Raw genomic sequence first — 24,502 nt, 5'->3', positions numbered from 1 at the left:
AACGCCTTTCTCCCGTGCAGACGTCGTGAGGTGATGGTGATGAAGCAGATATCGGTGGTGCTGGCGGTTGTGGTATCGCTCTTCCTTGGGAGCGCCAGCACTGCATCTGCAGAAGGTGGAAGCTGTCCTCAAGGCTATTATCCGATTGGCGGGCAAGGAGCGCAGGGTTGTGCGCCAATTCCGGGTGGTTCTTCAGGAAGTGGCGGCCAGTCCGAAGTTCCGGCAAATTCTCCGACCGGGCATTGGATAAAGACTTGGGGATCCATTGCTTCGTCCACTACCTCAGATGATGTTGGTGTTTCCGATGGCAAGCGAACAAAGGATGAAGCGGAGAAGGTAGCGTTGTCGAAGTGCACCACTGGCGGTGGCGGCGTCTGCAAGATCACCATGAGTTACTTCAATCAATGCGTATCGTGGCTAATTCCCAAGGGTCGCACTGGCCGGGGGGAGGCAGCGATTGCGAGCGGGCCGAGTCCGGAGCTTGCTCGATTTTCAGCGCAGGCGCACTGCAAGAACGACGGTCCGGGTCCCTGTGAGCAGATCTACGCGAACTGTACGAAGCCGATCTTCGAAGAGTTCTGATACTGTCGTAATTGGTCTGCCACTTTTCGAGCCTGACGGGGGCGGTGGGTGCGTGGAAACTAGCTGGACGGAGCTGGGAACCTGGTAAGACGTGGGTCCGGCATCTCGGGTCGGACCAAGACGTCTTCGGTCATAGCGCTTGGTGTTCTGGTAGATAGTGCAACCGAATTGAGGATGCAGGTACAGCATTTTGTCAGTGCCAACTGTGCGAGGTAATTGTGTTGATGTGGATAAAGGCAGTGGTTGCGGGTTTGATCCTGCTCCTCATCGGAAGCGTCGGCACCGCGTCGGCAGAAGGCGGAAGCTGCCCTCCAGGCTACTACCCCATTGGCGGGCAAGGCGTGCAGGGCTGTGCGCCTATTCCAAGTGGAACGTCGGGCACTAGTGGCCAGACCGAAGTCCCCGCCAACTCTCCAACCGGGCATTGGATAAAGACGTGGGGATCCATCGCAGAATCAGCGACGTCAGATGACGCAGGCGTTTCCGATGGGAAACGAACGAAGGGCGAGGCTGAGGCGTTGGCCGTTTCGCGGTGTGCAACCGCGGGTGCCAAAGACTGCACGGTCACCATGAGTTACTACAATCAGTGTGTGTCCTGGCTCGTTCCCAAAGGTCGCACTGGTAGGGGCAGGGGAGGTGTGGGCGGAGGTCCAAACCCCGAACTCGCTCGACGGGCCGCCCAGACGCAGTGCAGGAACGACGGCCCGGGGCCGTGTGAAGAGGTCTATGCGAATTGCACGAAGCCGATCTTCGAGGCGTTCTGATCAACATTGTGTCACCGTGCCGTAGCTGTCGCATTCAGCGCGGCCGGCTTGTCAATTGAGAACGGGCCCGCGTAGCCAAATGCACCGCGGATGCGCTTTCCCATCGGAACGAATGTCCAACCCGATCACGCATGCAATCCTGGTCAAGGCCTCGTATTGTCTGCTTCGGGAATCATCAAGGAACGATCATGCCGAACCCCCTTCGTCTGTTGCTTGTCGCCGCAGGGATGACCGTGGCGACCAACGCCTCGGCTACCGACAGCTGGGTGATCTTTGCCAGTGGCGAGAAGCCCAATCGGGAGGCCTGGGTAGTGGATGCCCAGCAATTGAGTGACAAATCCGATCTGATGGCATTCCTGGCCACAGCAACACCGGAAGAGACGAAGGCGTACAACAAGGTTCTGCTGCGTCGTAAGCCACCCAAGCCCGGCGAAGTCACAGTTGGCCCGGACCCGGTGTACGACATCGGTGTCAACCGCGTGTTCGAGAATGGTCAGAAGCCCAATCGTGTCATGGGTCGTTATACGGTGAACTGTCGGCGGAACACGGTGGCCATGAAGGACAGCATCGTGCAATGGCGCGACCGTCCCCTGCAGGATATACCTCCAGAGCAGCTGGATCTGAGGACAGAGGCAACCGAGCCGTGGCAGGTACAGATGGTTCGTTTTGTCTGTCTGGTGGGGCCTGACCCGAACGCGGCGAAGCTCCCCGAAGCGATGATGCAGCGCGGTTTCCTACCGATCGGTGATGTTGGCCAGTCCCCGGTCAACTTCATCTGGGCGCACCTGTGGAAGGATGGTACGCGCCCTGCGTTCACCTACCAGACCACCGATGCTGAACTGGACAAATCGATAAGCAATCTGGAGTCGAATCTGGCCAAGGGTTACAGCCAGAGCGAACGGGTCGTTGACGATTTCCAGCGGTCGGCCAACCGGGTTGGGCGCAATAGCCTGATGGAGATGTGGGTCGGTAAGACCGAGCATGAGTTCGTGCGCAACTGGGGTACGCCGGATCGTGTCGAGGAAGGTCCCAATGGCTCGCGTACCTTGTATCTGCATCGTGGCGCACGCATCCAGGGCTTGAACGTCTATGGTCATGTGATCAGCGACGTGAACAACCGCTGTGATATCACCGTGTTCTCGGTGGATGGGTATATCCGCGATTACGCCACCCAGGGCGCCGCCTGCACCCAACAGGTACGCTGAGTGCAGAAGAGGCGGGTGTCGCCTACAGCGCACCCCCTTCGTGAAAGTCACACTTTTTTTGTGACTGAAACCGCTCTTTCAGCGCTTACCCCTTCGACGTAACGAATGCCCTCGCGGTAAGCTCGCTTTGCGTCAGAAACATGACGCGTCGGTGCACCGCATGCAGGAGCTTTCCCGTCCATGAGGACTCTGTCTGTCCCGTCCCAGGGTGACGCTTGCCACCATCGCCGCGGCGACGGTGCCGGGGCTATGATCCGTTTCGACGGACAGGCTGGTGCAGGTGGACCTGGCGTCCGTGCCCGCGGAGCGGGTGGGCACCGGCGGCATGACATTGAAGGAGTGGGAGGGGATGGAGAACCGGACTGGCGCGCACATGGACAATGCCCTGGCATTCGTTCCGTCTGGCGCGAACCTGCTGGAAGCCGTCAGGGGCGTGTGCAACGGCGACGGTGTGCAGTATCAGCTGCTGGTGATCGACCAGCCCGCGCCGGAAGGCCTGGTGGCCGGCCAGCACGGTCCCAACCGGGTATTGCTGTTGCTGCGCGGTGACGGCGGCGGCCGCTGGCAGCTGGCCGCGCGCAACGACAAGCTGGTGCCGTGTTCGACCCGGGGTGGCCTGGCCGGCGACCCTTTTGCGTATGCAATGGTTGAGGAAGACACGTTCAGCGTTATCACCAACGGCGGCAGCCGGCAGCGCTGGAGCAGCACCTATACGTTCCGCTATGCCTCGGCGGAGCGGGACTGCTGGGTCGATACCGTGCGCCGCAAGGTGGTGGACATCGAAACCGAGGCGACCAACATCCGCGAATTCTCGGCGGCCGAAATCGGCCGGGTGCGATTCGAGGATTTCGATCCGGCCAGCGTCGCAGAGGTGACGCTTCCATGAGCCAGGCTTCAACCGGCGGGACGGAACCCGCGCTGATGACTACCCAGGAGTGGCACCGTGTCGAGGGATAGGGAGTCGCAACTGCTGCGGCAGGCGACTGCGGCAGGCATCGATTCGCCACGCGAACTGGCCAATTTCATGGCCCAGGCGGGGCACGAGTCGCGCGGCCTGTCGCGTCTGAACGAGAGCTTCAACTACACCCGGGGCATCTCGCAGATTCCGGTGGAAGCGGCGTGGCGCAACGGCAACGACGCGCTGGAGTCGGCGCGCCAGGAGGCCCTGCGTGGGCGCCCGGAGGCGCTGGCCGAGCTGATGTACGGCGGCCGGCTGGGCAACGATGCGCCAGGCGATGCGCTGACCTACCACGGGCGCGGCTATCTGCCGCTGACCGGAAAGGACGCTTACGCGCGCGCCGGCCAGGCGCTGGATCTGGATCTGTTGAACCACCCCGAGCTGGCCGCGCAGCCCGAACACGCTGGTCGCATCGCGGTCTGGCAGTGGCAGCAGCACGTACCGGAGCAGGCGCGCGAGGATGTGCGCGAGGCAACCTATGCCATCAATGGTGCGATGAACGGGGTGGAGGATCGGCTGCGGCGCTTCGATGGCTGGCAGCAGAAGCTGACCCCCGACGTGATGGAGCGCCTGGGGCGTGGCGAGGTGGGCGAACGCGCCGCGGTGGCGCGCGATATGACCGATCCCAGCCACGTCGGCCATGGCCTGTTCCTGGGCGCGCGCAACGGGTTGCAGCAGCTTGGGCCGGGCAGTGGCCTGCGCACGCCGCAGGAACTGGACAACGCGGCCGCCGCGCTGGCGGCAGGCGCGCACAAGGCCGGGCTGCAACAGATTGACCACGTGGTCGCTGGCGCGGACGGGCGCATGCTGTTTGCAGTGCAGGGCAACATGGGCGACCCGGCCATGCAGCGCTGTGCGGTGGAACGCGTGCAGGCCACCCAGCAACCGCTGGAAGAAAGCAGCCGGCAACTGGCGGCCGATGCCACTGCACGGCAGGAACAGTCGGCTTCGATCAACCGCGAGCAGGAACAGCAGCGCTCGCGAACGCTGTAAGCGCGGTCCGCCTGGGCACAGGCGTGGGATCGCATGGGTTGGGCGCCTGCGGGCGCCTTCATGGAACTTCCTTGTAGGGACACAACATGCAGAATCGTGAATCACCCGCGCGGCGTGCTGCCGCGCATCGCCCGCGCTGCGGCGTGCGCCTGGCGCCGTTGTGGGCGCTGTCGCTGGCACTGACCGCCACGCTGGCCCAGGCACAGGACGCGCCTGCGGCTGCGGAAGACGTTGCACCGGCAGTCGCATCGGCAGTGGCGGCTGAGGCCGTACCGGCTCCGGCGCCCGTGGCCGAGGCGGCACAGGCACCGGCGCCTGCTCCGGCTACCGAACCGGCAGCGGAACCTGCGGCAGCGGTAGCGCCGGCCGCACCGGTGGCGGCTGAAGCTGCTCCGGCTCCGGCTCCGGCTCCGGCTCCGGCTCCGGCGCCTGCGCCTGAAGCTGCACCCGCACCCGCACCCGCACCCGCACCCGCAGCACCTGCCGCGCCGGTAGCCGGGGCGCCTGCCGCTCCCGCCGCTCCGCCGGCACCCGTCACGCCACCCGCGCCACCAGCACCACCTGCACTGGCCGTAGTGCCGCTGCCACCGGACCAGGCTACCGAACGCCAGCTCGGCGCGCGTTGCCCGGTCGATCTGGCCGGGCGCCTGGCGCCGCAGGGCGATCTGATGATCGGCGCCTGCCAGGGCACGCCGCCCGCGCATCTGGCCGCATTGCTGGTGGCCGTGCCGGAACAGGACATCCTGCTGCCGCGCGCCTGGCGCGAACGCGAGGTGCGCCAGCGCGTGTGGTTCAAGGCGGTTGCTGGCTTCGGCCAGCGGCCGGATTTCATCGCCCGCCTGGGCGATATCTGGGTGCGTTCGTTCGAAGGCGCCGATCCGGCGGTCACCACCTATCTGGTGCAGGCACCGTTCGAGTGCGCCGACCGGGCGTTGCCGACCGACGCCCGTCCCGATCCGGTGCGCGTGCCGGCCGGTGCCTGCCAGCAGGCCTACGTCAGCCAGCGGGTGTACCAGATGGGGGCCGATGGCGTGGCCCAGGACGTCACCGCCAAGGTGATGCCGTCGGCACCGTCGATCACCGAGGCCGACCGCGCCCGCCAGCAGGCGCGCGAAGGCCGGGTGCTGCTGGACCACAGCAAGCTGCAGTACGGTCCGGCGCTGCGCTGGTACGTGCAGTATCCGGAATCGCCGCAGAAGACCGGCCCGCACGCATTCAGCGACTGGAATCGCGAACACCTGGCCTTCGTGGTCTGGAACGGGCAGAACTTCGAACTGCGCGAGCGCGTGGCGCGCAGGCAATGGCCCTGTGATCCGGTCGCGCCCGGCGATCGCGCCTGTGGTGGCTTCCCGGATTCGGGCCCGGATGTCTACGTGACGGCCGACAACGCGGCCGGCGACAGCACCGCGGCGATCTCCAGCCCGTAACGGCGCTATTGCGTGCTGCACGAACGGGAGCCGGCAGGTCCGGCCCCCGTTTGCGCAAGCCGTCGCCCGTCAGGAGGGCAGGGCGCGTGCCTGGCTCTGCAGCAGCTCCTGCTGCGGGTCGCGTTCCTGGCTCTGGCGCTGCGCGGTCTGCTGCTCGATGCGCTGGGTGCTCTGTTCCAGCGGCGTGTGGGTGGCCACTGCGGTATCCACCGATACCCGCAGATGGCCGGGATCACCACTCTGGCCCTGCACCGCAAAGCTGCGCGCGGCATCGCCGCTCATCACCACCTCGTCGATGCGCTGGCCGCCGGCGGCGTGCATTTCCGCTGCCAGTGAACCTGCCAGCTGCATACTCATCGCATCGGGCGTGCGCCCGGCACGTGCGTCCAGGGCGTGAACGCCGCGCAGGGCATCGTTGAACAGTGGATTGCCGGCATGGTCACGTTCGGTGATACCCGGCAACGGCGCCACCGGGCCTTCCCGCCGTGCCGGTTCGCCCGGCTGCAGCGGGCCGCGGCTGTGGTCGTAGATGTCGTACAGATTGCCGGTGATGCCACGCGCACCAATGGTGATGCCACGGCGCACGCGCTCCACTTCGTTGCGGTACTCGCCGATCATCCGGCTGTTGTCGCGGGCAAGCTCCTGCGTGCCCGCGGTGTTCAAGACCGAATCGTCGCCGAGGAAGTTACTGAGCTTGTGCGAGCCCAGCGATGAGGCGGCCGCGCCCAGCGCACTGTCGGGAATGAGCGCGCGGAAGCGGCTGTTGCTGAAGCCCCAGCTGCCCAGCGTGTCGATCTCCTTCTGCGTGGCGTACATGCGCACGTCACCGAAGTGCTGCGAGGCCGCACTGACCGGGTCGGCCGCCATCACGTGGTTGAGCACGTTGTGGCCGCCTTCTGGAATGCGGTAGGTCAGGCTGACCGCGCCGTAGGCGTTGAAGGTTTCGCCCTTCAGATCGAAGTGATGGGCCGAAATCTGCGCCAGCGTGCCGCCCAGCGAATGCCCGGTCACGCTTACTTCCGGGGTCTGGCCCAGGTCGCGGCCTTCCTTCTGCGCATAGGCCAGGGCGTGGCGGGTCAGTTCCAGTGCGTCGTTGGCCTGCAGGTTGCGCCGGGCCAGCACCATGCCACCGTCGGTCAGGATGCCGTCGCGGCCGATCTGTTCGGTGCCACGGTGGGCGACCACGATCTCGTGGGTATCCACGCGCTGATAGATGGTGCCCTGGTAGCCGTTGAGGCGGTTGTTGGCGTGTTCCAGCACGCGGTAGGCGTGGCCATTGAGGATGACCGGCTGCTCCTGCGCTGGATCGTGGCGGCCGACCCGTTCGTCGCGGTAGGCATCGCTGGCCAGCGCGGCGTAGTCCTGGCTGGTCACGGTCATGGGCTGACCTCGTGCGCGCTCAGGGTGGCCGAGAACAGGGCGTCGCGCAGCTCGGCGCGGAAGCGGTTGGGGTCCTGCTGGCCGCTGGCGCCGTAGTCGGGCATGTCATCCACGCGTGGGTAGTCGCCGCGCGGGTAGTGGCGGGTTTCGGTGCGCCCGCCCATGAACGGATCGGCGCCCAGGAAGGACAGGAAACGGGTTTCGCCGTCGGCGCCGGTGGCCTTGAGCATGGCGCCGGCACCGCTGAACGACCAGGTGCAGACGCCGCGGCCGTAGTAGTCCTCGTCCAGCATGCGGTCCAGGTACACCGTGCCGCGATACTCGTTGTCGGCCACCTTGCGCAGGGTCACCGGCTCCTGGCTGGTGATGCGCGCGGGGGTGCCGGTTTCCGGCTCGATGTAGCCGCACTGGTCTTCGTTGGTGACATCGTACTGGGCCACGCCTTCGACCACCGCGAAATCGCCGGGTGGGTTGGCCAACCGCAGGACCAGTTCATAGGCCTTGCGGGGGGCGGGGTTGAGCTTTGCCAGGCCGCGCCCTCCCTGGGCGACGTTGGCGGCGGCGGAATCAAACTCCTGTGACATGAGAGCCTCCGGGCTGCAGGCGATCAGCAGCGACAGAACAACGCAGGGAAATGTGCGGCCGCGCATCCTCAGGCCGCCTGTGGGGCGGGACAGGGACGGTGCGGCAACACGGCAGGCAGCGTCTGCAGATGTACAGCCGTGCGCGCGAACGCCAACGCAATGTGCACGGCAGGTCTCCTTTCCTTGGGGACGGGAGTTTTGATTATGGGAGGCCATGACGACACGCTGCCACCGCTTGCGGCCTGGTTCCGTCATGAATTTGACGCAAGCAGCCCAGCCGATGCCGTGGAAATGCCTGTTTGCACAAGGGCTTGCGCATGCTGCAGCACGCTGGAACCCGCTGCGGACGGGTGTCTCAATTCGTGAGGTGTATCAACAATTCACGCGGGGCGCATTGCGCGGTGGAGGTAACGGTTGCGTGAATCCGCGCCTGGGGCCATGGTGTGCGCGCTTCCATGGAGTTCCCCAGATGCCCTTGATCCGCCCCGAACAACCGGCCGACGTGGCCGCCATTCACGCACTGACCGAGGCCGCTTTCCGCCAGGCCGAGCACAGCAGCCATACCGAGCAGTTCATCGTGGACGCGCTGCGCGACCGGGGCGAACTGACGGTGTCGCTGGTGGCCGAGCAGGACGGTGCGATGGTCGGCCATGTGGCGGTGTCGCCAGTTGCGGTGAGCGACGGCAGTACCGGCTGGTTTGGCTTGGGGCCCATTTCCGTGCTGCCGGCCCGGCAGGGGCAGGGCGTGGGCGCGGCGTTGATGCAGGCCGCGATCGATGCACTGCGCAGCCAGCAGGCGCACGGCTGCGTGCTGCTGGGCGAGCCGGCCTACTACGGTCGGTTTGGTTTCCGCGCCGAACCGGGGCTGATCCTGCCGGGGGTGCCTGCGGAGTATTTCCAGGCCCTGTGCCTGCAGCCGCCGATGGCGCAGGGCGAGGTGCGCTATTCGCCGGCGTTCGAGGCGACTGCGCCGCTGTGATGGGGTCAGATCCGTTTTCCGACGGAGCGCGGCTCTGACCCCGGCGTCAAGGCGCCTGCCACGGGCGCGGTTCCGGCGCCGGCGGCGGAATGCGGTAGCCACCGATGTGCGTCAGCAGTTCATTGGTGCGGCGTTGTTCGGCCAGCAGTTCACGCATGAGGCTGCGCACACCGAAGATCGCGAACGGCACCAGGATCCACACCACGCTCATGACGGTGGCGAAGATGAAGAACAGAATCTGACCCCCCATTGCGGGCACTCCTTCCTTGGGAAAACGTCGAATCTAGCATTGTGGGCGGCCGGCCACCCGGCCTGCACGCGCCCGGGGCGTACAATGCCGGCCGTCCGGCGTGGCCGGGTCTTCACTGCGAGAACCACCATGAGCGATTCCCTGGGCGTGCCCGTGCACGATGCTGACGAACACTGGATGCGCCACGCGCTGGCGCTGGCCGAGCGCGCGCAGCACGTGTTCGATGAGATTCCGGTGGGCGCGGTGCTGGTGGGCGCCGATGGCCAGGTGCTGGGCGAGGGCTGGAACCTCAACATCGCCAGCCACGACCCCAGCGCGCATGCCGAAATCGTCGCCATGCGCGAGGGCGGCCGGGTGCTGGCCAACCACCGTCTGGTGGGCAGCACCCTGTACGTGACGCTGGAGCCGTGTGCCATGTGCGCCATGGCCATCGTGCATGCGCGCGTGTCGCGCCTGGTCTATGGCGCCAGCGACCCGAAGACCGGCGCCTGCGGCAGCGTCTTCGACCTGCTGGGCGATGCGCGACACAACCACCGGGTGGAGATCCATGGCGGCGTGCTGGCCAAGGAGGCCAGCCTCCGCCTGACCAACTACTTCCGCGCCAAGCGTGGCAAGCCACCGTTGCTGCTGGAAAACCACGCCGACGAGGCCTGAGCAGCGAAAGGGTATGATGGTCGCCCCTTTCCTATTCCTGCGGCGGGCCATGTGCCTGCCCGGCAACGAGACGACACGATGGCCGACAACGGCGCGAGCAACGAGCGACTGATCTGGATCGACCTGGAAATGACCGGGTTGGATACCGACAACGATTCGATCATCGAGATCGCCACGGTCGTGACCGACGCGCAGTTGAACGTGCTGGCCGAAGGCCCGGAATTCGCCATTCACCACCCGCTGGAAACGCTGGAGGCGATGGATGAGTGGAACCGCAACCAGCACCGCCGTTCCGGGCTGTGGCAGCGCGTGCTGGACAGCACCACTACGCTGGGCCAGGCCGAAGCGCAGACCATCAACTTCCTGGCGCAGTGGATTCCGGCCGGCGCCTCGCCAATGAGCGGCAACTCGATCTGCCAGGATCGCCGCTTCCTGCACCGGCAGATGCCGCGGCTGGAAAAGTATTTCCACTACCGCAACCTGGACGTATCCACGGTGAAGGAACTGGCCAAGCGCTGGGCCCCGAGCGTGGCCGCGGGCCTGACCAAGAACAGCAGTCACACCGCGCTGAGCGATGTGCATGATTCCATCGCCGAACTGCGCCATTACCGCCAGTTCATGGGGGAGCTTTCGGGCCTGCCGGTCGCCTGAGCGGGACGCCGGGCATGGCCCGGCGCTACCCATTCCCGGGGTCGGATCCCTTTCCAGCGGAAAGGGCTCTGACCCCAGTAACGGCGGGCCGCGTGGCCGCGACGATCCGTTCAACTTCCCGGCGCTATGATCGGCCCCATGAACGAGCCGATCCTGCTGCCGCGCGATATCGCCCACGACGCCCAGGACTGGGGCGACCTGCAGCGGGCGGTCGCCCTGCTGGAGGCGCCTACGATCACTGCGCGCATGGCAAACCTGGTGGGCACGCCGCTGGAATTTGCGGTGAAGGCGTTGCCGACCGCGGTGTCTGGGCGCATCCATGGCGCCGTGCAGGCCGCCTTGTCCAAGTCCGCGCAGGCGGCGTTGTGGAGCATGGGCAACACGCCGGGGAAATCCGCATCCACGCGCTGGCACAAGCTGGCCGCGGCCACGTCCGGCGCGGTGGGTGGTGCGTTCGGCTTCGCCGCGCTGTTCATCGAACTGCCGGTGTCGACAACGATCATGATGCGCGCGGTGGCCGATGTCGCCCGCAGCGAAGGCTTCGACCTGTCGCAGTTCAGCACGCGCCAGGCCTGCCTGGAGGTGTTCGCACTGGGCGGCAATTCGCCGCGTGACGATGCCAGCGAAACCGGCTATTACCTGGCGCGCGGCTTCACCACCGATGTGATGCGGCATCTGTCGGCCGAACTGGCCGGCCGCGTGGTGACCGGGCGCGACCTGACCCTGGGCGTGGCACCGAAGGAGGCCGGCAAGCTGCTGGCCAAGCTGGTGGAGAAAGTGGCGGCCCGCTTCGGCGTGGTGGTAACTGAAAAGTTCGCCGCGCAGGCGGTGCCGATTGTCGGCGCCGCGGCGGGTGCGACGCTCAATACGATGTTCACCGACTACTACCAGGACATGGCGCGCGGCCATTTCATCGTGCGCCGACTGGAGCTGAAGTACGGCGAAGATGTGGTGCGCGCGTGCTACGACCGCATTGCCCATGGCGGGGCGTTGATCGAGCCGACGCTGTAACCGTGCAGCACCGCGGGGGCGGCCTTCATCCTTGCCCGCTGTATCCGCGCAGCGTTGACGGTAGAGTCGACCGTTGGTCGACTGCTTTTGGCCGACCGGTCCTGAAAGCCCGCGCTGCGCGCGATAGTCGACCAACGGTCGACTCTACCGTTCATCCTTGCCTGAGCGGCACAACTGTTTTGCCAGACTGCGTCTGTTGCACCGTGCGCGGTACCCCCACTCTTGTGGGCAATCCCCCGCACGAGATGCCGCCATGTTGTTCACCCCCTATCGCCTGGGCCCGCTGCGCCTGCCCAACCGTATCGTGATGCCGCCGATGACCCGCTCGCGGGCGGCGGCCGGCAATGTCCCCACCGCGCGGATGGCGCAGTACTACGCGCAGCGTGCCAGCGCCGGGCTGATCGTGAGCGAAGGCACGCAGATCAGCCCGCAGGGCCAGGGCTATGCGTGGACGCCGGGCATCCACAGCGCCGAACAGGTGCAGGGTTGGCGGCAGGTGACCGACGCGGTGCACGCCGCCGGTGGCCGCATCTACGCGCAGCTGTGGCATGTGGGCCGCGTTTCGCACGTGGCCCTGCAACCCGACGGCGCCGCGCCGGTGTCTTCGTCGGCGCTGCTGGCCGAGGGCGTGAAGGTGTTCGTGGACCCCACTGGTGCCGGCCCGGACGCCGGCGTGGGAGAGATGCTGCAGCACTCGATGCCGCGCGCGCTGGCCGAGGACGAGATTCCCGGCATCATCGCCGATTACGCCCAGGCCACCCGTAATGCGCTGGCCGCCGGATTCGATGGCGTGGAGCTGCATGGCGCCAACGGCTACCTGATCAACCAGTTCATCGATTCGCAGGCCAACCAGCGCACCGATGGCTACGGTGGCGCGCTGCAGAACCGCCTGCGCTTCCTGCGCGAGGTGGTGCAGGCGGTGGTGGCGGTGGCCGGTGGTGATCGCGTGGGCGTGCGGCTGGCGCCGCTGACCACCCTGCAGGGTGCGGTGGATGACACGCCGCAGGCGACCTATCTGGCCGCTGCGCACCTGCTGGGCCAGCTGGGTGTGGGCTACGCGCACATTGCCGAGGCCGACTGGGAAGACGCACCGGAGATGCCGGTGGCGTTCAAGCAGGCGCTGCGGATGGTGTACCCGGGCACGCTGATCTATGCCGGCAAGTACAGTGCCGAGCGCGCCGAACAGGCGCTGGCCGAGGGCTGGGCCGATCTGATCGGGTTCGGCAGGCCGTTCATTGCCAACCCGGACCTGCCCGAGCGGCTGCGTACCGGGGCGGCGTTGAACGCACCGGACCGCGCGACCTACTTCGGTGGCGGAGCGACCGGCTACACCGACTACCCGGTGCTGGACGAGGTCGTCGAGGCCTGAATCCGCATCCGCCGGGCATGGCCCGGCGCTACCGATGCCGGTAGGTGCCGACCGTTGGTCGGCACTGCCGATCAGGGCTTGTCGCGCACCAGCGCGTCGGCTTCCAGCACGCCGCCGTCCTTGCCGTGCAGGTACAGGTGCATGTCCTGCTGCGGGTAGGGAATATTGATGCCGGCCTTGTCGTAGCCCAGCTTGATCTGCTCCAGCAGCGTGACCTTGGTGCCGAAGTGGTCGGCCGACTTCACGTAGCAGCGTATGCCCAGGTTGATGGCATGGGCGCCCAGTTCGTACACCACCACGTCCGGTTCGGGCGTGGCCAGCACGCGCGGGTCGGCCTTCATCAGCGCCAATGCAGTGTCGCGCGCCTGCTGGATGTTGTCCTCGTAGCCGATGCCCACCACCAGCTCCACGCGGCGGGTAGGTTCGGCGGTCAGGTTGATGATCGGCGCGGCGGTGATCAGCGTGTTGGGAATGGTGGTGTGCTGGTTGTCGGCGCCGGTGATGACGGTCTGGAAGATGCGCACTTCGCGCACGGTGCCGGTCTGCCCGGCCACGGTGACCACGTCACCCACGCGGAACGGGCGCAGGGTCACCAGCATCACCCCGGAGGCGATGTTCGACAGCGAATCCTTCAATGCCAGGCCGACGGCCAGGCCGGCGGTGCCCAGCACGGCCAGCAGCGGGGTGATCTGCACCCCCAGGGTGCCGATGGCCAGGATTACCACGATCACCAGCGAGGCGGCGTAGACGACGTTGCGCAGGAAGCTGCCCAGCATCGGGTCCACGCCCATGCGCGCGGTAGCGCGCGGCATCGCGTTGGACAGGCGGCGGGCCAGCCACATGCCGATCAACAGCACCACGATGGCGGCCAGCAGCGGCACCCCGTATGTTTCCAGCAGGCGCTCCCAGTCCAGCGAGTGGAACCAGGACGCAGTGGCGGGGGCGGGTGGGGCAGTGGCGGTCATGGGGGCTCCTTGGCAGGGACGGCAACGGCGTGCGCGCACGCCAGAAACAACAAACCCCGCAGTAGCGGGGTTTGCATGTGCTGCCAGTATGGGCTGGCGCCGATGAACACGACGTCAGCCCATGCCACTACGGCATCAGCCGTTGGCCTTCAGCTTGGCCAGGCGCAGCCAGGTGTCGACCACGGTGTCCGGGTTCAGTGACACCGACTCGATGCCTTCCTGCATCAGCCATTCGGCCAGATCAGGATGGTCGGACGGGCCCTGGCCGCAGATGCCGACGTACTTGCCCTTGGCACGCGCCGACTTGATGGCCATCGACAGCAGCTTCTTCACCGCCGGGTTCCGCTCGTCGAACAGGTGCGCAACGATGGACGAATCGCGGTCCAGGCCCAGGGTGAGCTGGGTCAGATCGTTGGAACCGATCGAGAAGCCGTCGAAGATTTCCAGGAACTCATCGGCCAGCAGTGCGTTGGACGGCACTTCGCACATCATGATGATCTTCAGGCCGTTTTCGCCCTGCTTCAAACCGTTCTGGGCCAGAACCTCGACCACCTTGCGGCCTTCTTCCAGGGTGCGCACGAACGGAATCATGACCCACAGGTTGTCCAGGCCCATTTCGTTGCGCACGCGCAGCACGGCCTGGCATTCCAGCGCGAAGGCGGCGCTGAAGCTGGGATCGACGTAACGGCTGGCGCCGCGGAAGCCGATCATCGGGTTCTCTTCGTGCGGCTCGTAGTTGCTGCCGCCGACCAGGTTGGCGTACTCGTTGGACTTGAAGTCCGACAGACGCACGATCACCGGGTTCGGTGCGACCGAGGCGGTGAGGGTGGCGATGCCTTCGGCCAGGCGGTTCACGTAGAAGCTGACCGGATCGCCGTAGCCGGCGATCTTCTCGTCGATCTTCTTCTTGGTGGCCGCATCCTGGCGGTCGTATTCCAGCAGCGCATTCGGGTGGATGCCGATGTGGCTGGCGATGATCATTTCCAGGCGGGCCAGGCCGATGCCGGCGTTCGGCAGCTGGCCGAAGTCGAAGGCACGTTCCGGGTTGGCCACGTTCATCATGATCTTCAGCGGCGCCGCCGGCATGTTGCCCAGGTCGGTGGTGGTGCGCTCGAACTTCAGCTGGCCTTCGTAGATGAAGCCGGTATCGCCTTCAGCGCAGCTGACGGTGACCGGCTGGCCATCTTCGATGACCTTGGTCGCGTTGCCCGAACCGACCACGGCCGGCACGCCCAGTTCGCGGGCGATGATGGCCGCGTGGCAGGTGCGGCCGCCGCGGTTGGTGACGATGGCCGAGGCGCGCTTCATCACCGGTTCCCAATCCGGGTCGGTCATGTCGGCGATCAGCACGTCGCCGGGCTGCACGCGGTTCATGTCGTCCAGGGTCTTGACCACGCGGGCCACGCCCGAGCCGATCTTGGCGCCGACGGCGCGGCCTTCAGCCAGCACGTTGCCGCCCTTTTCGGTCAGCGCGAAGCGCTCGATCTGGGTGGCGTGGCTGCGCGACTTCACCGTTTCCGGGCGCGCCTGCACGATGAACAGCTTGCCGCTGACACCGTCCTTGGCCCACTCGATGTCCATCGGGCGGCCGTAATGCTTTTCGATCACCAGCGCCTGCTTGGACAGTTCCTGCACGTCCTCGTCGCTGATGGAGAAGGTGCTGCGCAGTTCGGCCGGGGTGTCTTCGATCTTGACGCGCTCACCGGGCACGTCCGAATACACCATGCGGATCGCCTTGCTGCCCAGCGAGCGGCGCAGGATCGCCGGCTTGCCGGCCTGCAGGGTGGGCTTGTAGACGTAGAACTCGTCCGGGTTCACCGCGCCCTGCACGACCATTTCGCCCAGGCCGAACGAGGAAGTGACGAAGACCACATCACGGAAGCCCGATTCGGTGTCCAGGGTGAACAGCACGCCGGAGGAACCGACGCCTGAACGCACCATCAGCTGTACGCCAGCGGACAGGAACACGTCTTCGTGCTTGAAGCCGTGGTGCACGCGGTAGGCGATGGCGCGGTCGTTGTACAGCGAGGCGAACACTTCCTTGACCTTGTGCACGACATCGTCGGCACCGGTGACATTGAGGAAGGTTTCCTGCTGGCCGGCGAAGGAGGCATCGGGCAGATCTTCGGCGGTGGCCGAGGAGCGCACGGCCACGGCCACATCGCCGCCGCCGTTGTCGGCGCTCAGCTTGGCGTAGGCACTGCGGATGTCCTGGTCCAGCTGCGGCTGCAGCGGCGCATCGATCACCCAGCTGCGGATCTCCTTGCCGGCCGCGGTCAGCGCGGTCACGTCTTCGACGTCCAGCGTGGCCAGCTTGTCGAAGATGCGCTTGGACAGGTCGTTGTGTGCGATGAAGTCCTTGAAGGCTTCAGACGTGGTCGCATAGCCTCCGGGAACGGAGACGCCCAGACCGGCCAGGTTGCCGATCATCTCGCCCAGCGAGGAATTCTTGCCGCCCACGCGGGCCAGATCGGCCAGACGCAGTTCGTGCAACCACAGGATGTTCTCGTTCAAGCGCGATGCTCCGTTTGGCCATCGCCCGAGGCGGGCTGAGTGGCCGCGTCCGTAGGAAGAAGTCGATATGATGCCGGGCAGACCACCGTCGGCACAAGCTTGTGCTGGCGGCCCTTTTAAGCTTCGTAGGGGGTAAAAGCGCGCATGTCGACCATTCGACCGGTGTTCTACGTTTCCGATGGAACCGGTATCACCGCTGAAACCATTGGGCATAGCCTGCTCACCCAGTTCACCGGGTTCAGCTTCATTACCGACCGAATGTCTTTTGTCGATGACCCCGAAAAAGCGCGTGAAGCCTGTGCCCGGATCCAGGCGGCGGGGGAGCGCTACCAGGTTCGGCCGATCGTGGTGAACAGTTGCGTGGACCAGAGCCTGAGCCTGATCCTGGCCGAAAGCGGGGCGCTGATGCTGGATGTGTTCGCCCCGTTCATCGAGCCGCTGGAGCGGGAACTGGCCAGCCCGCGCCTGGCCCGGGTCGGCCAGGCCCACGGCATGGTCGACTTCGACACCTACCACCGCCGCATCAATGCGATGAACTTTGCCCTGACCCACGATGATGGGATCGCGGTGAACTATGACGATGCCGACGTGATCCTGGTGGCGGTGTCGCGGGCCGGCAAGACCCCCACGTGCATCTACCTGGCCCTGCATTACGGGGTACGCGCGGCCAATTACCCGCTCACCGACGAGGACCTGGAAAGCGACCGCCTGCCGCCCCGCCTGCGCAACTACCGGCGCAAGCTGTTCGGCCTGACCATCGACCCGGACCGCCTGCAGCAGATCCGCCAGGAACGCCGGCCGAATTCGCGCTACGCCAACCTGGACACCTGCAAGCGCGAGGTGGCCGCGGCCGAGGTGATGTTCCAGATGGAGCGGATCCCGACCCTGAGCACCACCCATACCTCGATCGAGGAGATTTCCAGCAAGGTGCTGGCCACGCTGGGGCTGCAGCGCGAGCTGTATTGACCAACGGACGTGCCCGGTAGCGCCGGGCCATGCCCGGCGGTGGTTGATGGCCGCGGTTCGCGCTCGCCGGGCATGGCCCGGCGCTGCCAGGGGTTGGCCTTCGCTGGTCAGCCCCCACGTTGTATGGCCAACGTGTAGGATCGACCCATGGCCCAAGCCTCGCCCCGAACCGAACGCATTCCCCGCCTCAGCCGGCTGAGCTGGCTGATGGGGCTGTACGCCGAGAATTACCGGCACCTGGTGCGCCTGTTCGCGCCGGCCGAACTGACCGCTGGCAGTTATGTGTCCTCGGTGGGCGACGGCCTGGACGTGCGCCTGGACGTGATCGAATGCCACCGCTACACGGTGGAGCTGCGCCTGACCTACGACCTGGCCGACCCGGTGACCGGCGAACCGGACCCCTCGGCCTATGTGCGCCTGTACCGTGATGCCCGCCAGGCCGAGACCACCCACTGCTACGTGGGCCGGCGCTGGCAGGACACTATGGGGCTGTATCCGCCGCCGGCCGAGCTGATCAACCACCGCATGCGCATGAACACCTTCCTGGGCAAGTGGCTGGAATACCTGGCCGAGCGCGGCCATGGCGTGGCCACCCTGCGCCGCGACCCGGACGGCCCGGCAGCGGTTTCGGCCGAGCGCCGCCTGTCGCTGGTGCGCTGATCGGCCATAATCGTGGGCTGACCCGCCGCCGGATCCGCCCCATGCCGTATACCCCGATCGTCGCCACCCTGGGCTATGTGCTGTCGCCCGATCGCCGCCAGGTGCTGATGATCCACCGCAATACCCGGCCCGGTGACCACCACCTGGGCAAGTACAACGGTTTGGGCGGCAAGGTCGAACCCAGCGAAGACGTGGCCGCCGGCATGCGCCGTGAGATCGCCGAAGAGGCGGGCATTGACTGCACCGCCATGCGCCTGCGCGGGACCATCAGCTGGCCGGGCTTCGGCAAGCACGGCGAGGACTGGTTCGGCTTTGTGTTCGTGATCGACAGCTTCGAGGGCACCCCGCACGGCGGCAACCACGAGGGCACCCTGGAGTGGGTGGACGTGGACAAGCTGGACACGCTGCCGATGTGGGAAGGCGACCGCAACTTCCTGCCGCTGGTGTTCGATGCCGACCCGCGGCCGTTCCACGGGGTGATGCCCTACCGCGACGGGCGCATGCAGAGCTGGTCGTTCAGCCGGCTGTGAGGTGGTCGCGCGCCGCAGTGCTCGCCGGGCATGGCCCGGCGCTACCGATCTGACACCGGCGGGGGTGGCTCAGCGGCGCTGGGCCAGCAGCAGGTGGAAATACTTGTCCCGCGTCTGCCCATCATTGCCGGCGGCCGTCTCGCGGTGCGCGCGCCAGCCGCACACACTGAACCCGGCCACGCGCAGGGCCAGCTCCACCGCGTCCAGTTCGTGCAGGTGGAAATCATCGGTGAAGGGCAGGGTGCGCATGAAGGCGGCATCGCCGAAGGCCAGGCACACGCGGCCACCCCGGCGCAGCACGCGGGCCAGCTCGGTCAGTACCGGGGCCAGGTCCGGCCAGAAGTACAGCGTGTTGACCGCCAATGCGGCATCGATGCTGGCATCGGCGACCGGCAAGGCGTGGGCATCGCCCGTGCGCAGCGCGGCGCGGCCGGCCAGCCCTGCCGACGCCAGGCGCTGGTTGCCGGCCTCGACCATGGCCGTGGACAGTTCAATGCCCAGATAGCGGCTGCCCTGGGCCTGCAGCAGCAGCGGCACGAAGGCCGCGTTGCCGGGGCCGATTTCCAGCACCTGTTCGTGATCGGCAACGGCCAGCAGGGCGATGGCGGTCTGGTTCAGTGCCGCGTTGCTGCGGTTCATCGATTCGGCCACGGCCAGCGCGGCCTCGCCATGGGGCTGCCGCAACTGCGCGGCCAGCGTACGTGCATCCAGCATCAACATCGTCCGTCAAGGGGGGAACTCGGACGTGGCGGCGGCGGGTCCGCCGTTGACCATAGCGCTGCGCGCCCGGGTTGGGAAGTAGGAAAACCCCGCAGCGTGGTGATGAGAAAATAGCCAGCGTCGCAGCCTCTGCGACCGGGTTGTCCACAGGGGGTGTGGATTACGCGTGGGCAACTTTGTGGATAAGCCATGGCAGGCGCCACCCCCCTAGGCTGTCAAGATGGGTGGCGAAAAATTCACCGCAGGTGAGTGCGTGTGATGCCGGGGTGAAGGCGGGTCATCGCCGCGCTGTTGTCCGCGCCGGTGGTCGCGGTACCCTGTGGCCCTTGATGCCCCGTGAGATTCCATGAAACGTCATTTCTCGATGCTGCGCGAATTCCAGCTGGCCGATTGGTTCACCCTGGCCAATGCGTTCTGCGGCACCGGCGCGGTGTTTGCCGCGATGCGCTTCCTGCAGGACGGCGAGCGTGGCTACCTGCTGTTTGGCATGGCGCTGATCCCGCTGGCCTTCATCTTCGACGCGCTGGATGGCCGCATCGCACGCTGGCACAAATCCAGTTCCACCCTGGGCCGCGAACTCGATTCGCTGTCCGACGTGATCTCCTTCGGCGTGGCGCCGGCGGCGCTGGCCTATGCCTGTGGCATGCAGGGCGGCTGGGACTGGCTGGTACTGAGCTATTTCGTCTGCTGCGGCGTCAGCCGCCTGGCCCGCTACAACGTGACCGCCGAGGCGCTGGCCGGTGACGAGGGCAAGGTGAAGTACTTCGAGGGCACGCCCATTCCCACCAGCCTGGCGCTGGTGATCGTGCTGGCCATTGCCGCCGGCACCGATGCCATCGGCCGGGACATCTGGTTCGGGCAGTGGCAGATCGGCCCGTGGCAGCTGCACCCCATGGTGCTGTTGTTCGCACTGTCCGGTTCGCTGATGATCAGCAAGACCCTGCGCATTCCCAAGCCCTGATGCAGCCCCGCGGAGGCGCACGATGACCAGCTCGGCCCACGACGCCGGCAGCAGCGATTTCGAAGCCCTGGCCCGGCAGTACTTCGGCGCCTGGGGCGATGCCCTGCGCCACGCCGGCGCACCGGGGGCACCGGCCGGCGATGACCCGGCCAGCTGGCAGCGCCTGTTCGACTGGTGGGGGCAGCTGTTGCCCGAACAGGGGCAGGGTGCGCCGGAAGACGCGCTGCGCCGCTTCCGCGAACAGGCCGGCAGCTGGTACGGCACCATGCAGGAAGTGGCCGCGCGCTTTGCCGGCCGCGACGCCAGCAGCGCCGATGTGGCCCAGGCCTGGCGCGAGGCGGTGAACGGGCAGGGCGAGGGCATGCTGCAGTGGATGCTGCAGGGCGCGCGCGGCAGCACCCAGGCCGGCGCGTCGGTGCCCGAATTCGCCGCCTGGCTGCAGCAATGGCAGCTGCAGGCCGGCCCCTGGCTGCAGAGCCCGGCCTTCGGCCCGGGCCGCGAGCACCAGGCGCGCTGGCAGTCGCTGCTGCGTGCGCAGGAGGAATACCAGCAGCACTCGCGCGCCTATGTGGAACAGATCAAGCAGGCGCTGGAAGAAGCCTTCACCCTGTTCGAGCAACGCCTGGCCGAGCACGAACAGCCCGGCAGCCAGCTGACCAGTGCGCGGGCGATGTTCGACCTGTGGATTGAAGTGGCCGAAGAGGCCTATGCCAAGGTCGCCCTGTCCGAGCCGTTCCAGCAGGTGTACGCCTCGCTGGGCAATGCGCAGATGCGCCTGCGCGCAGGCCTGCAACGCGAGGTGGAACAGATGAGTGAACGCATCGGCCTGCCGACGCGGAGTGAGATGGATACCGCGCACCGGCGCATTGCCGAGCTGGAGCGCAGCCTGCGCCGCCTGCAGGCGCAGGTGGCGGTGCTGGCCGGAACTGAAGCCGTGGACCCGGTGGCACAGCCGGCGGCGGCCAAGGTGAAGCCGGCGCCGCGCAAGGCTGCGAAGAAGGCGGCGCCGATGAAGAAGGCGCCGGCAAAGAAGGCACCTGCAAAGAAGGCACCGGCCAAGAAGACCACCGTGCGCGCGACGCCGAAGGTACGTGGGCGATGAAAGGGCCGCTGGGCTTCAATGCCGACGATCTGATGCAGGAAACCCTGGCCATGCAGCGCAAGCTGATGGAAGGGTTGAAGCTGCTGCCGCAGGTGGAGGACGTGGACTACGGCGCCACCGCCCGCGAGGAAGTCTGGCGCGATGGCAAGGTGGTGCTGTACCGCTTCGTGGGTGAGCAAGCGCCCACCCGGCGCCGGCCCCTGCTGATCGTCTACGCGCTGGTGAACCGGCCCTACATGGTCGACCTGCAGGCCGACCGCTCGCTGGTGCAGAAACTGCTGGCACTGGGCCAGGATGTGTACGTGCTGGACTGGGGCTACCCGGACCGCTCCGAGCGTTTCCAGACGCTGGAAGACTACCTGCTGCGCTATATCGACGGCGCCGTGGATGCGCTGCGCGCGCGCAGCGGCGAGCCGGTGGACATGCTGGGCATCTGCCAGGGCGGTGTGTTCGCCCTGTGCTACGCCGCGCTGCGCCGACAGAAGCTGGCCAGCCTGATCACCATGGTCACCCCGGTCGATTTCCATACCGCCGACAACATGCTGTCGCACTGGGCCCGGCAGGTGGACGTGGACCTGCTGGTGGATACGCTGGGCAACATCCCGGCCGACCTGATGAATGCCAGCTACCTGATGCTCAAGCCGTTCCGCTTGAACGTGCAGAAGTACGTGGGCCTGCTCGACATCCTGGATGACAAGGCGGCGCTGGAGGATTTCCTGCGCATGGAGAAATGGATCTTCGACTCGCCGGACCTGGCCGGTGAGGCATTCCGTGACTTCATCAAGCAGTTCTACCAGGGCAACGGGCTGGTGAACGGCACCGTGCGCATCGGCGAAGAGGCGGTGGATCTGTCGCAGGTGACCCTTCCGGTGCTGAACATCTACGCCGAGCAGGATCACCTGGTGCCGCCCGATGCCTCGCGCGCGATGCGCGGGCGCCTGGGCACACAGGACTACACCGAGTCCAGTTTCCGCGGCGGCCACATCGGCATCTACGTCTCCGGCCGCGCCCAGCGCGAAGTCCCGGCTACCATCGACGGCTGGCTTAACGCCCGCGACCGGTAGCGTCGAGCTTGCTCGACTGCCCTTGGCCACGACCCGGAAACCACGATGTCCCGACGAACCCTTCTGATCCTCGCTGCAGTGCTGGCCGCCCCGCTGGCCCATGCCGCCCCCGATCCCCAGGCCCAGCGTGAGATCGCCCAGCTGATCGGCAGCCTGGACGGCTCGACGTGCCAGTTCCAGCGCAATGGCAGTTGGCATGACGCCGCCGCCGCCCGTGCGCACCTGCAGCGCAAGTACGACTACCTGCTGAAGAAGAAGCTGGTCGATACCCCCGAACAGTTCATTGAACGGGCTGCCAGCCAGAGCAGCATGAGCGGCAAGCCGTACCGGATCCGCTGCCCGGGCCAGCCGGAGCAGACCGCAGCGGCCTGGTTCGGCGCCCGCCTGCAGGCGCTGCGCCAACGCACGCCGTAGACATGGCCCGGGTGTAGAGTCGAGCTTGCTCGACTGCTTTTCGCCCGTGACCCAGGAGGTGCCACCATGAACACCACGCCGAAAACGCTGTCGCGTTCACTGAACGACCGCATGATCGCCGGCGTGATGGGCGGCATCGCCCACCGTTTCGGCTGGAGCCCGACGCTGCTGCGGGTGGTCTATGTGCTGGTGTCGCTGGCGTCGGCCGCGTTCCCCGGCATCCTGGTCTATCTGATCCTGTGGCTGCTGATTCCCAACGAGGCCGATTGAACGCGGCCGCGTCCCGACCGGTGCCGTTGTGGCTGCGCGCCGTGCAGGTGCTGGGTGCGCTGTGGACCCTCCCCAATTCGTTGATCGGCCTGCTGGCCGGGCTGGCGGGCCTGCTGGGTGGCGCCAGGCCGCGCTGGAGCGGCCGCGACTGCGCGCTGGTGTTCGACCGCTGGCCGTGGGGCCCGGGCGGGGCGATCACCCTGGGCAATGTGATCCTGCACACCGGCCACGATCTGGGCATGTGCTGCCGCACCTATGCGCACCAGGCGGGGTGGGGCGTGGAGCCGTTGATCCGGCTGGATGACCACGAGCGGGCGCACGTGTACCAGTACCTGGTGCTGGGGCCGCTGTACCTGCCGGTGTACCTGCTGTGCGGGGGCGTGAGCGCGCGTAATCCGTTCGAGCGCGCGGCCGATCACTACGCCCGGTTCGGGCACGGCTGGTGGCCGTAGGTTCCAGCCAACGGCGCAGCCCCTCGTGGCTGGAGACAGCGGGTCGCCATCTGCAACCTTGTCGCGCTGGTCGGTCGGGTTGGGTTCGCGGGGGACGCCGTAAACCCGTCCATGGGGGCTTGGCCGCGGCATCCATGCCGCGGACACCCCCGCGAACCCAACCCGACCGACCCCTGACAGTTGGCCGCGATCTCCAGCCACGGAAAAGAAAAAGAAAAGCAGAAGCGGGTCGCGCGCTGCGCTTGCTCGCAGCCGAGCATGCCTTCGGCTCTACAGGGGGCAAAGAGCCGCCGGACCGGCTGCTCTGCTCTTGATCTTCTTTTTTCTCTTCGTGGGCGTGAGCACCCGGAAACTGTCGGGGGACGGGCGGATTGGGGGCGCGGGACCGCAGGCGCCATGGACGGCGCCTACGAGCCCCCAAGTTGAAGTGACCCCCGGGAGTTGGACACCTAATCCGACCCCGAGGTTTGCATGAATAGATATGAGGTTTGTTTCAAATTGCAGGTCGCCGAAGAGGCCTGTAACACCTCCACATCGGTCAAGGCCGTTGCCCGCCGCCATGGCCTGGAGTTCTCCACGGTGAGGCGCTGGGCAGCGACCTACCGGCTGCATGGGCGACCGGGGTTTGAGCGCAAACCCCGGTCCTACGATCTCCAGTTCAAGCTGGCCGTCTTGGAGAAGATGAGTCAGGACGGCATGTCCGCGCGTGAGGCCACCACTTTCTTCCAGATCGGCAGCGCCGGCGCGGTGGGTGAATGGCGGCGGTTGTATGCTGACGGGGGTGCCCAAGCGTTGGCACTGCCACCATTACCGCCTCAAAAGCCGATGAAAAAGACCCGCTCGTCCAAGCCCGCCGAGGACATGAGCCGCGATGAGCTCCTCAAGGAAGTGGCCTACCTGCGTGCGGAGACCGCTTACCTAAAAAAACTCGATGCCTTGATCCGGGAAGAGCAGGCGGCGCAGCGCGCAAAGCGCAAGCCATCCAAGGATTGAGGCAGACCTACGCGCTGCCGCTGTTGCTCGAGGCGGCTGAGCTCTCTCGCAGCACGTTCTATTACCAGATCAATGCCTTGGCCC

General features: G+C 66.5%; 26 protein-coding genes and 1 pseudogene. 21 read left to right on the top strand and 6 right to left on the bottom strand.

Going from position 1 to position 24,502, the window contains the following annotated elements; genetic code table 11:
• The first annotated feature begins 39 nt into the window (after nt 1–39).
• The 6 genes from C1931_RS11745 to C1931_RS11720 all read left to right on the top strand — a co-directional run bounded on the left by C1931_RS11745 (nt 40) and on the right by C1931_RS11720 (nt 5,929).
• Nucleotides 40–582 carry a DUF4189 domain-containing protein gene (locus C1931_RS11745; protein WP_108757744.1) on the top strand — a complete coding sequence of 181 codons (543 nt, stop codon included), beginning with the start codon at nt 40–42 and terminating at the stop codon, nt 580–582.
• A 224-nt stretch (nt 583–806) separates the two neighbouring features.
• Nucleotides 807–1,346, top strand: coding sequence for a DUF4189 domain-containing protein (locus C1931_RS11740; protein ID WP_108756473.1), 540 nt, complete (start codon nt 807–809; stop codon nt 1,344–1,346).
• A gap of 188 nt (nt 1,347–1,534) precedes the next feature.
• Nucleotides 1,535–2,551: a hypothetical protein gene (locus C1931_RS11735; RefSeq protein WP_108756472.1), complete on the top strand. Its 1,017-nt coding sequence runs from the start codon at nt 1,535–1,537 to the stop codon at nt 2,549–2,551.
• Between the two features lie 349 nt (nt 2,552–2,900).
• Entirely contained in the window at nt 2,901–3,437 is a 537-nt protein-coding gene (locus C1931_RS11730; RefSeq protein WP_108756471.1) for a hypothetical protein, read from the top strand.
• Between the two features lie 57 nt (nt 3,438–3,494).
• Complete coding sequence (locus C1931_RS11725) at nt 3,495–4,502, top strand: XVIPCD domain-containing protein (protein ID WP_108756470.1); 1,008 nt, start codon at nt 3,495–3,497, stop codon at nt 4,500–4,502.
• A gap of 575 nt (nt 4,503–5,077) precedes the next feature.
• Nucleotides 5,078–5,929 (top strand): hypothetical protein, encoded by an 852-nt coding sequence (locus C1931_RS11720; RefSeq protein WP_234412654.1) that lies wholly within the window; start codon nt 5,078–5,080, stop codon nt 5,927–5,929.
• Nucleotides 5,930–5,998: 69 nt separating this feature from the next.
• On the opposite strand, the gene C1931_RS11715 is transcribed toward C1931_RS11720, so the two are convergent.
• Together C1931_RS11715 and C1931_RS11710 are read right to left on the bottom strand one after the other, a co-directional pair.
• Nucleotides 5,999–7,309 carry an XVIPCD domain-containing protein gene (locus C1931_RS11715; protein WP_108756469.1) on the bottom strand — a complete coding sequence of 437 codons (1,311 nt, stop codon included), beginning with the start codon at nt 7,307–7,309 and terminating at the stop codon, nt 5,999–6,001.
• The gene (locus C1931_RS11710; protein ID WP_108753390.1) at nt 7,306–7,959 is read right to left on the bottom strand and encodes a hypothetical protein; all 654 of its coding nucleotides are present in this window, start codon (nt 7,957–7,959) and stop codon (nt 7,306–7,308) included. The genes C1931_RS11715 and C1931_RS11710 overlap by 4 nt, the downstream gene beginning before the upstream one ends.
• Nucleotides 7,960–8,362: 403 nt before the next feature.
• On the opposite strand from C1931_RS11710, the gene C1931_RS11705 reads away from it, so the two are divergent.
• Nucleotides 8,363–8,872 carry an N-acetyltransferase gene (locus tag C1931_RS11705; protein ID WP_108756468.1) on the top strand — a complete coding sequence of 170 codons (510 nt, stop codon included), beginning with the start codon at nt 8,363–8,365 and terminating at the stop codon, nt 8,870–8,872.
• A gap of 46 nt (nt 8,873–8,918) precedes the next feature.
• Here C1931_RS11705 and C1931_RS11700 read toward each other — a convergent pair whose 3' ends face one another.
• Nucleotides 8,919–9,122 (bottom strand): hypothetical protein, encoded by a 204-nt coding sequence (locus C1931_RS11700; protein WP_108749926.1) that lies wholly within the window; start codon nt 9,120–9,122, stop codon nt 8,919–8,921.
• A 129-nt stretch (nt 9,123–9,251) separates the two neighbouring features.
• Here C1931_RS11700 and tadA point away from each other — a divergent pair, with 129 nt between their 5' ends.
• The 4 genes from tadA to C1931_RS11680 all read left to right on the top strand — a co-directional run bounded on the left by tadA (nt 9,252) and on the right by C1931_RS11680 (nt 12,807).
• The gene (gene tadA / locus C1931_RS11695; protein WP_108749925.1) at nt 9,252–9,776 is read left to right on the top strand and encodes a tRNA adenosine(34) deaminase TadA; all 525 of its coding nucleotides are present in this window, start codon (nt 9,252–9,254) and stop codon (nt 9,774–9,776) included.
• A gap of 78 nt (nt 9,777–9,854) precedes the next feature.
• A complete protein-coding gene (orn, locus tag C1931_RS11690; protein WP_108753387.1) occupies nt 9,855–10,427 on the top strand; it encodes an oligoribonuclease in 573 nt (190 codons plus the stop codon).
• Between the two features lie 138 nt (nt 10,428–10,565).
• The gene (locus tag C1931_RS11685) at nt 10,566–11,438 is read left to right on the top strand and encodes an EcsC family protein (RefSeq protein WP_108754824.1); all 873 of its coding nucleotides are present in this window, start codon (nt 10,566–10,568) and stop codon (nt 11,436–11,438) included.
• A gap of 253 nt (nt 11,439–11,691) precedes the next feature.
• Nucleotides 11,692–12,807 (top strand): alkene reductase, encoded by a 1,116-nt coding sequence (locus tag C1931_RS11680; protein WP_108756467.1) that lies wholly within the window; start codon nt 11,692–11,694, stop codon nt 12,805–12,807.
• 71 nt (nt 12,808–12,878) lie between these two features.
• On the opposite strand, the gene C1931_RS11675 is transcribed toward C1931_RS11680, so the two are convergent.
• Together C1931_RS11675 and ppsA are read right to left on the bottom strand one after the other, a co-directional pair.
• Entirely contained in the window at nt 12,879–13,772 is an 894-nt protein-coding gene (locus C1931_RS11675; RefSeq protein ID WP_108756466.1) for a mechanosensitive ion channel domain-containing protein, read from the bottom strand.
• Nucleotides 13,773–13,907: 135 nt separating this feature from the next.
• Nucleotides 13,908–16,286: a phosphoenolpyruvate synthase gene (ppsA, locus tag C1931_RS11670; RefSeq protein ID WP_108756465.1), complete on the bottom strand. Its 2,379-nt coding sequence runs from the start codon at nt 16,284–16,286 to the stop codon at nt 13,908–13,910.
• Between the two features lie 144 nt (nt 16,287–16,430).
• Between ppsA and C1931_RS11665 the strand changes: the two genes are divergently transcribed.
• The 3 genes from C1931_RS11665 (at nt 16,431) to C1931_RS11655 (ending at nt 18,442) form a co-directional block, all read left to right on the top strand.
• Entirely contained in the window at nt 16,431–17,252 is an 822-nt protein-coding gene (locus C1931_RS11665) for a pyruvate, water dikinase regulatory protein (protein WP_108753383.1), read from the top strand.
• 147 nt (nt 17,253–17,399) lie between these two features.
• On the top strand, nt 17,400–17,912 hold the full coding sequence (locus tag C1931_RS11660; protein WP_108756464.1) for a DUF1249 domain-containing protein: 513 nt from the start codon (nt 17,400–17,402) through the stop codon (nt 17,910–17,912).
• A gap of 41 nt (nt 17,913–17,953) precedes the next feature.
• A complete protein-coding gene (locus C1931_RS11655) occupies nt 17,954–18,442 on the top strand; it encodes an 8-oxo-dGTP diphosphatase (RefSeq protein ID WP_108753381.1) in 489 nt (162 codons plus the stop codon).
• A gap of 69 nt (nt 18,443–18,511) precedes the next feature.
• On the opposite strand, the gene C1931_RS11650 is transcribed toward C1931_RS11655, so the two are convergent.
• Entirely contained in the window at nt 18,512–19,162 is a 651-nt protein-coding gene (locus tag C1931_RS11650) for a class I SAM-dependent methyltransferase (protein ID WP_108756463.1), read from the bottom strand.
• Between the two features lie 346 nt (nt 19,163–19,508).
• Here C1931_RS11650 and C1931_RS11645 point away from each other — a divergent pair, with 346 nt between their 5' ends.
• The 7 genes and pseudogenes from C1931_RS11645 to C1931_RS20525 all read left to right on the top strand — a co-directional run.
• Nucleotides 19,509–20,123: a CDP-alcohol phosphatidyltransferase family protein gene (locus C1931_RS11645; RefSeq protein ID WP_108756462.1), complete on the top strand. Its 615-nt coding sequence runs from the start codon at nt 19,509–19,511 to the stop codon at nt 20,121–20,123.
• Between the two features lie 22 nt (nt 20,124–20,145).
• Nucleotides 20,146–21,225, top strand: coding sequence for a class III poly(R)-hydroxyalkanoic acid synthase subunit PhaE (phaE, locus tag C1931_RS11640; protein WP_108756461.1), 1,080 nt, complete (start codon nt 20,146–20,148; stop codon nt 21,223–21,225).
• On the top strand, nt 21,222–22,289 hold the full coding sequence (gene phaC / locus C1931_RS11635) for a class III poly(R)-hydroxyalkanoic acid synthase subunit PhaC (protein ID WP_108756460.1): 1,068 nt from the start codon (nt 21,222–21,224) through the stop codon (nt 22,287–22,289). The genes phaE and phaC overlap by 4 nt, the downstream gene beginning before the upstream one ends.
• Before the next feature lie 45 nt (nt 22,290–22,334).
• Nucleotides 22,335–22,703 (top strand): YfeK family protein, encoded by a 369-nt coding sequence (locus C1931_RS11630; RefSeq protein WP_108756459.1) that lies wholly within the window; start codon nt 22,335–22,337, stop codon nt 22,701–22,703.
• Nucleotides 22,704–22,769: 66 nt separating this feature from the next.
• On the top strand, nt 22,770–22,973 hold the full coding sequence (locus C1931_RS11625) for a PspC domain-containing protein (RefSeq protein WP_108749910.1): 204 nt from the start codon (nt 22,770–22,772) through the stop codon (nt 22,971–22,973).
• On the top strand, nt 22,970–23,425 hold the full coding sequence (locus C1931_RS11620) for a hypothetical protein (RefSeq protein WP_108756458.1): 456 nt from the start codon (nt 22,970–22,972) through the stop codon (nt 23,423–23,425). Before C1931_RS11625 ends, C1931_RS11620 begins: the two co-directional genes overlap by 4 nt.
• A gap of 471 nt (nt 23,426–23,896) precedes the next feature.
• Nucleotides 23,897–24,502 (top strand): annotated as a pseudogene (locus C1931_RS20525) (transposase); the annotation flags it as partial.

It is taken from the genome of Stenotrophomonas sp. YAU14A_MKIMI4_1 (assembly GCF_003086855.1).
Lineage (GTDB): Bacteria > Pseudomonadota > Gammaproteobacteria > Xanthomonadales > Xanthomonadaceae > Stenotrophomonas.
Note: the sequence above shows the minus strand (reverse complement) of the source record. Positions and strands in the feature narration are given on the sequence as shown.

Bases quoted from the DNA above. Each gene is read 5' to 3' on its own strand.
- C1931_RS11705 (WP_108756468.1), top strand. From the start codon at position 8,363: ATGCCCTTGATCCGCCCCGAACAACCGGCCGACGTGGCCGCCATTCAC.
- C1931_RS11700 (WP_108749926.1), bottom strand. From the start codon at position 9,122: ATGGGGGGTCAGATTCTGTTCTTCATCTTCGCCACCGTCATGAGCGTG.
- C1931_RS11655 (WP_108753381.1), top strand. From the start codon at position 17,954: ATGCCGTATACCCCGATCGTCGCCACCCTGGGCTATGTGCTGTCGCCC.
- C1931_RS11685 (WP_108754824.1), top strand. From the start codon at position 10,566: ATGAACGAGCCGATCCTGCTGCCGCGCGATATCGCCCACGACGCCCAG.
- C1931_RS11645 (WP_108756462.1), top strand. From the start codon at position 19,509: ATGAAACGTCATTTCTCGATGCTGCGCGAATTCCAGCTGGCCGATTGG.
- tadA (WP_108749925.1), top strand. From the start codon at position 9,252: ATGAGCGATTCCCTGGGCGTGCCCGTGCACGATGCTGACGAACACTGG.
- C1931_RS11710 (WP_108753390.1), bottom strand. From the start codon at position 7,959: ATGCGCGGCCGCACATTTCCCTGCGTTGTTCTGTCGCTGCTGATCGCC.
- C1931_RS11660 (WP_108756464.1), top strand. From the start codon at position 17,400: ATGGCCCAAGCCTCGCCCCGAACCGAACGCATTCCCCGCCTCAGCCGG.
- phaE (WP_108756461.1), top strand. From the start codon at position 20,146: ATGACCAGCTCGGCCCACGACGCCGGCAGCAGCGATTTCGAAGCCCTG.
- C1931_RS11745 (WP_108757744.1), top strand. From the start codon at position 40: ATGAAGCAGATATCGGTGGTGCTGGCGGTTGTGGTATCGCTCTTCCTT.
- C1931_RS11715 (WP_108756469.1), bottom strand. From the start codon at position 7,309: ATGACCGTGACCAGCCAGGACTACGCCGCGCTGGCCAGCGATGCCTAC.
- phaC (WP_108756460.1), top strand. From the start codon at position 21,222: ATGAAAGGGCCGCTGGGCTTCAATGCCGACGATCTGATGCAGGAAACC.
- C1931_RS11680 (WP_108756467.1), top strand. From the start codon at position 11,692: ATGTTGTTCACCCCCTATCGCCTGGGCCCGCTGCGCCTGCCCAACCGT.
- C1931_RS11650 (WP_108756463.1), bottom strand. From the start codon at position 19,162: ATGTTGATGCTGGATGCACGTACGCTGGCCGCGCAGTTGCGGCAGCCC.
- C1931_RS11735 (WP_108756472.1), top strand. From the start codon at position 1,535: ATGCCGAACCCCCTTCGTCTGTTGCTTGTCGCCGCAGGGATGACCGTG.
- C1931_RS11730 (WP_108756471.1), top strand. From the start codon at position 2,901: ATGGAGAACCGGACTGGCGCGCACATGGACAATGCCCTGGCATTCGTT.
- orn (WP_108753387.1), top strand. From the start codon at position 9,855: ATGGCCGACAACGGCGCGAGCAACGAGCGACTGATCTGGATCGACCTG.
- C1931_RS11630 (WP_108756459.1), top strand. From the start codon at position 22,335: ATGTCCCGACGAACCCTTCTGATCCTCGCTGCAGTGCTGGCCGCCCCG.
- C1931_RS11740 (WP_108756473.1), top strand. From the start codon at position 807: ATGTGGATAAAGGCAGTGGTTGCGGGTTTGATCCTGCTCCTCATCGGA.
- C1931_RS11665 (WP_108753383.1), top strand. From the start codon at position 16,431: ATGTCGACCATTCGACCGGTGTTCTACGTTTCCGATGGAACCGGTATC.
- C1931_RS11625 (WP_108749910.1), top strand. From the start codon at position 22,770: ATGAACACCACGCCGAAAACGCTGTCGCGTTCACTGAACGACCGCATG.
- C1931_RS11675 (WP_108756466.1), bottom strand. From the start codon at position 13,772: ATGACCGCCACTGCCCCACCCGCCCCCGCCACTGCGTCCTGGTTCCAC.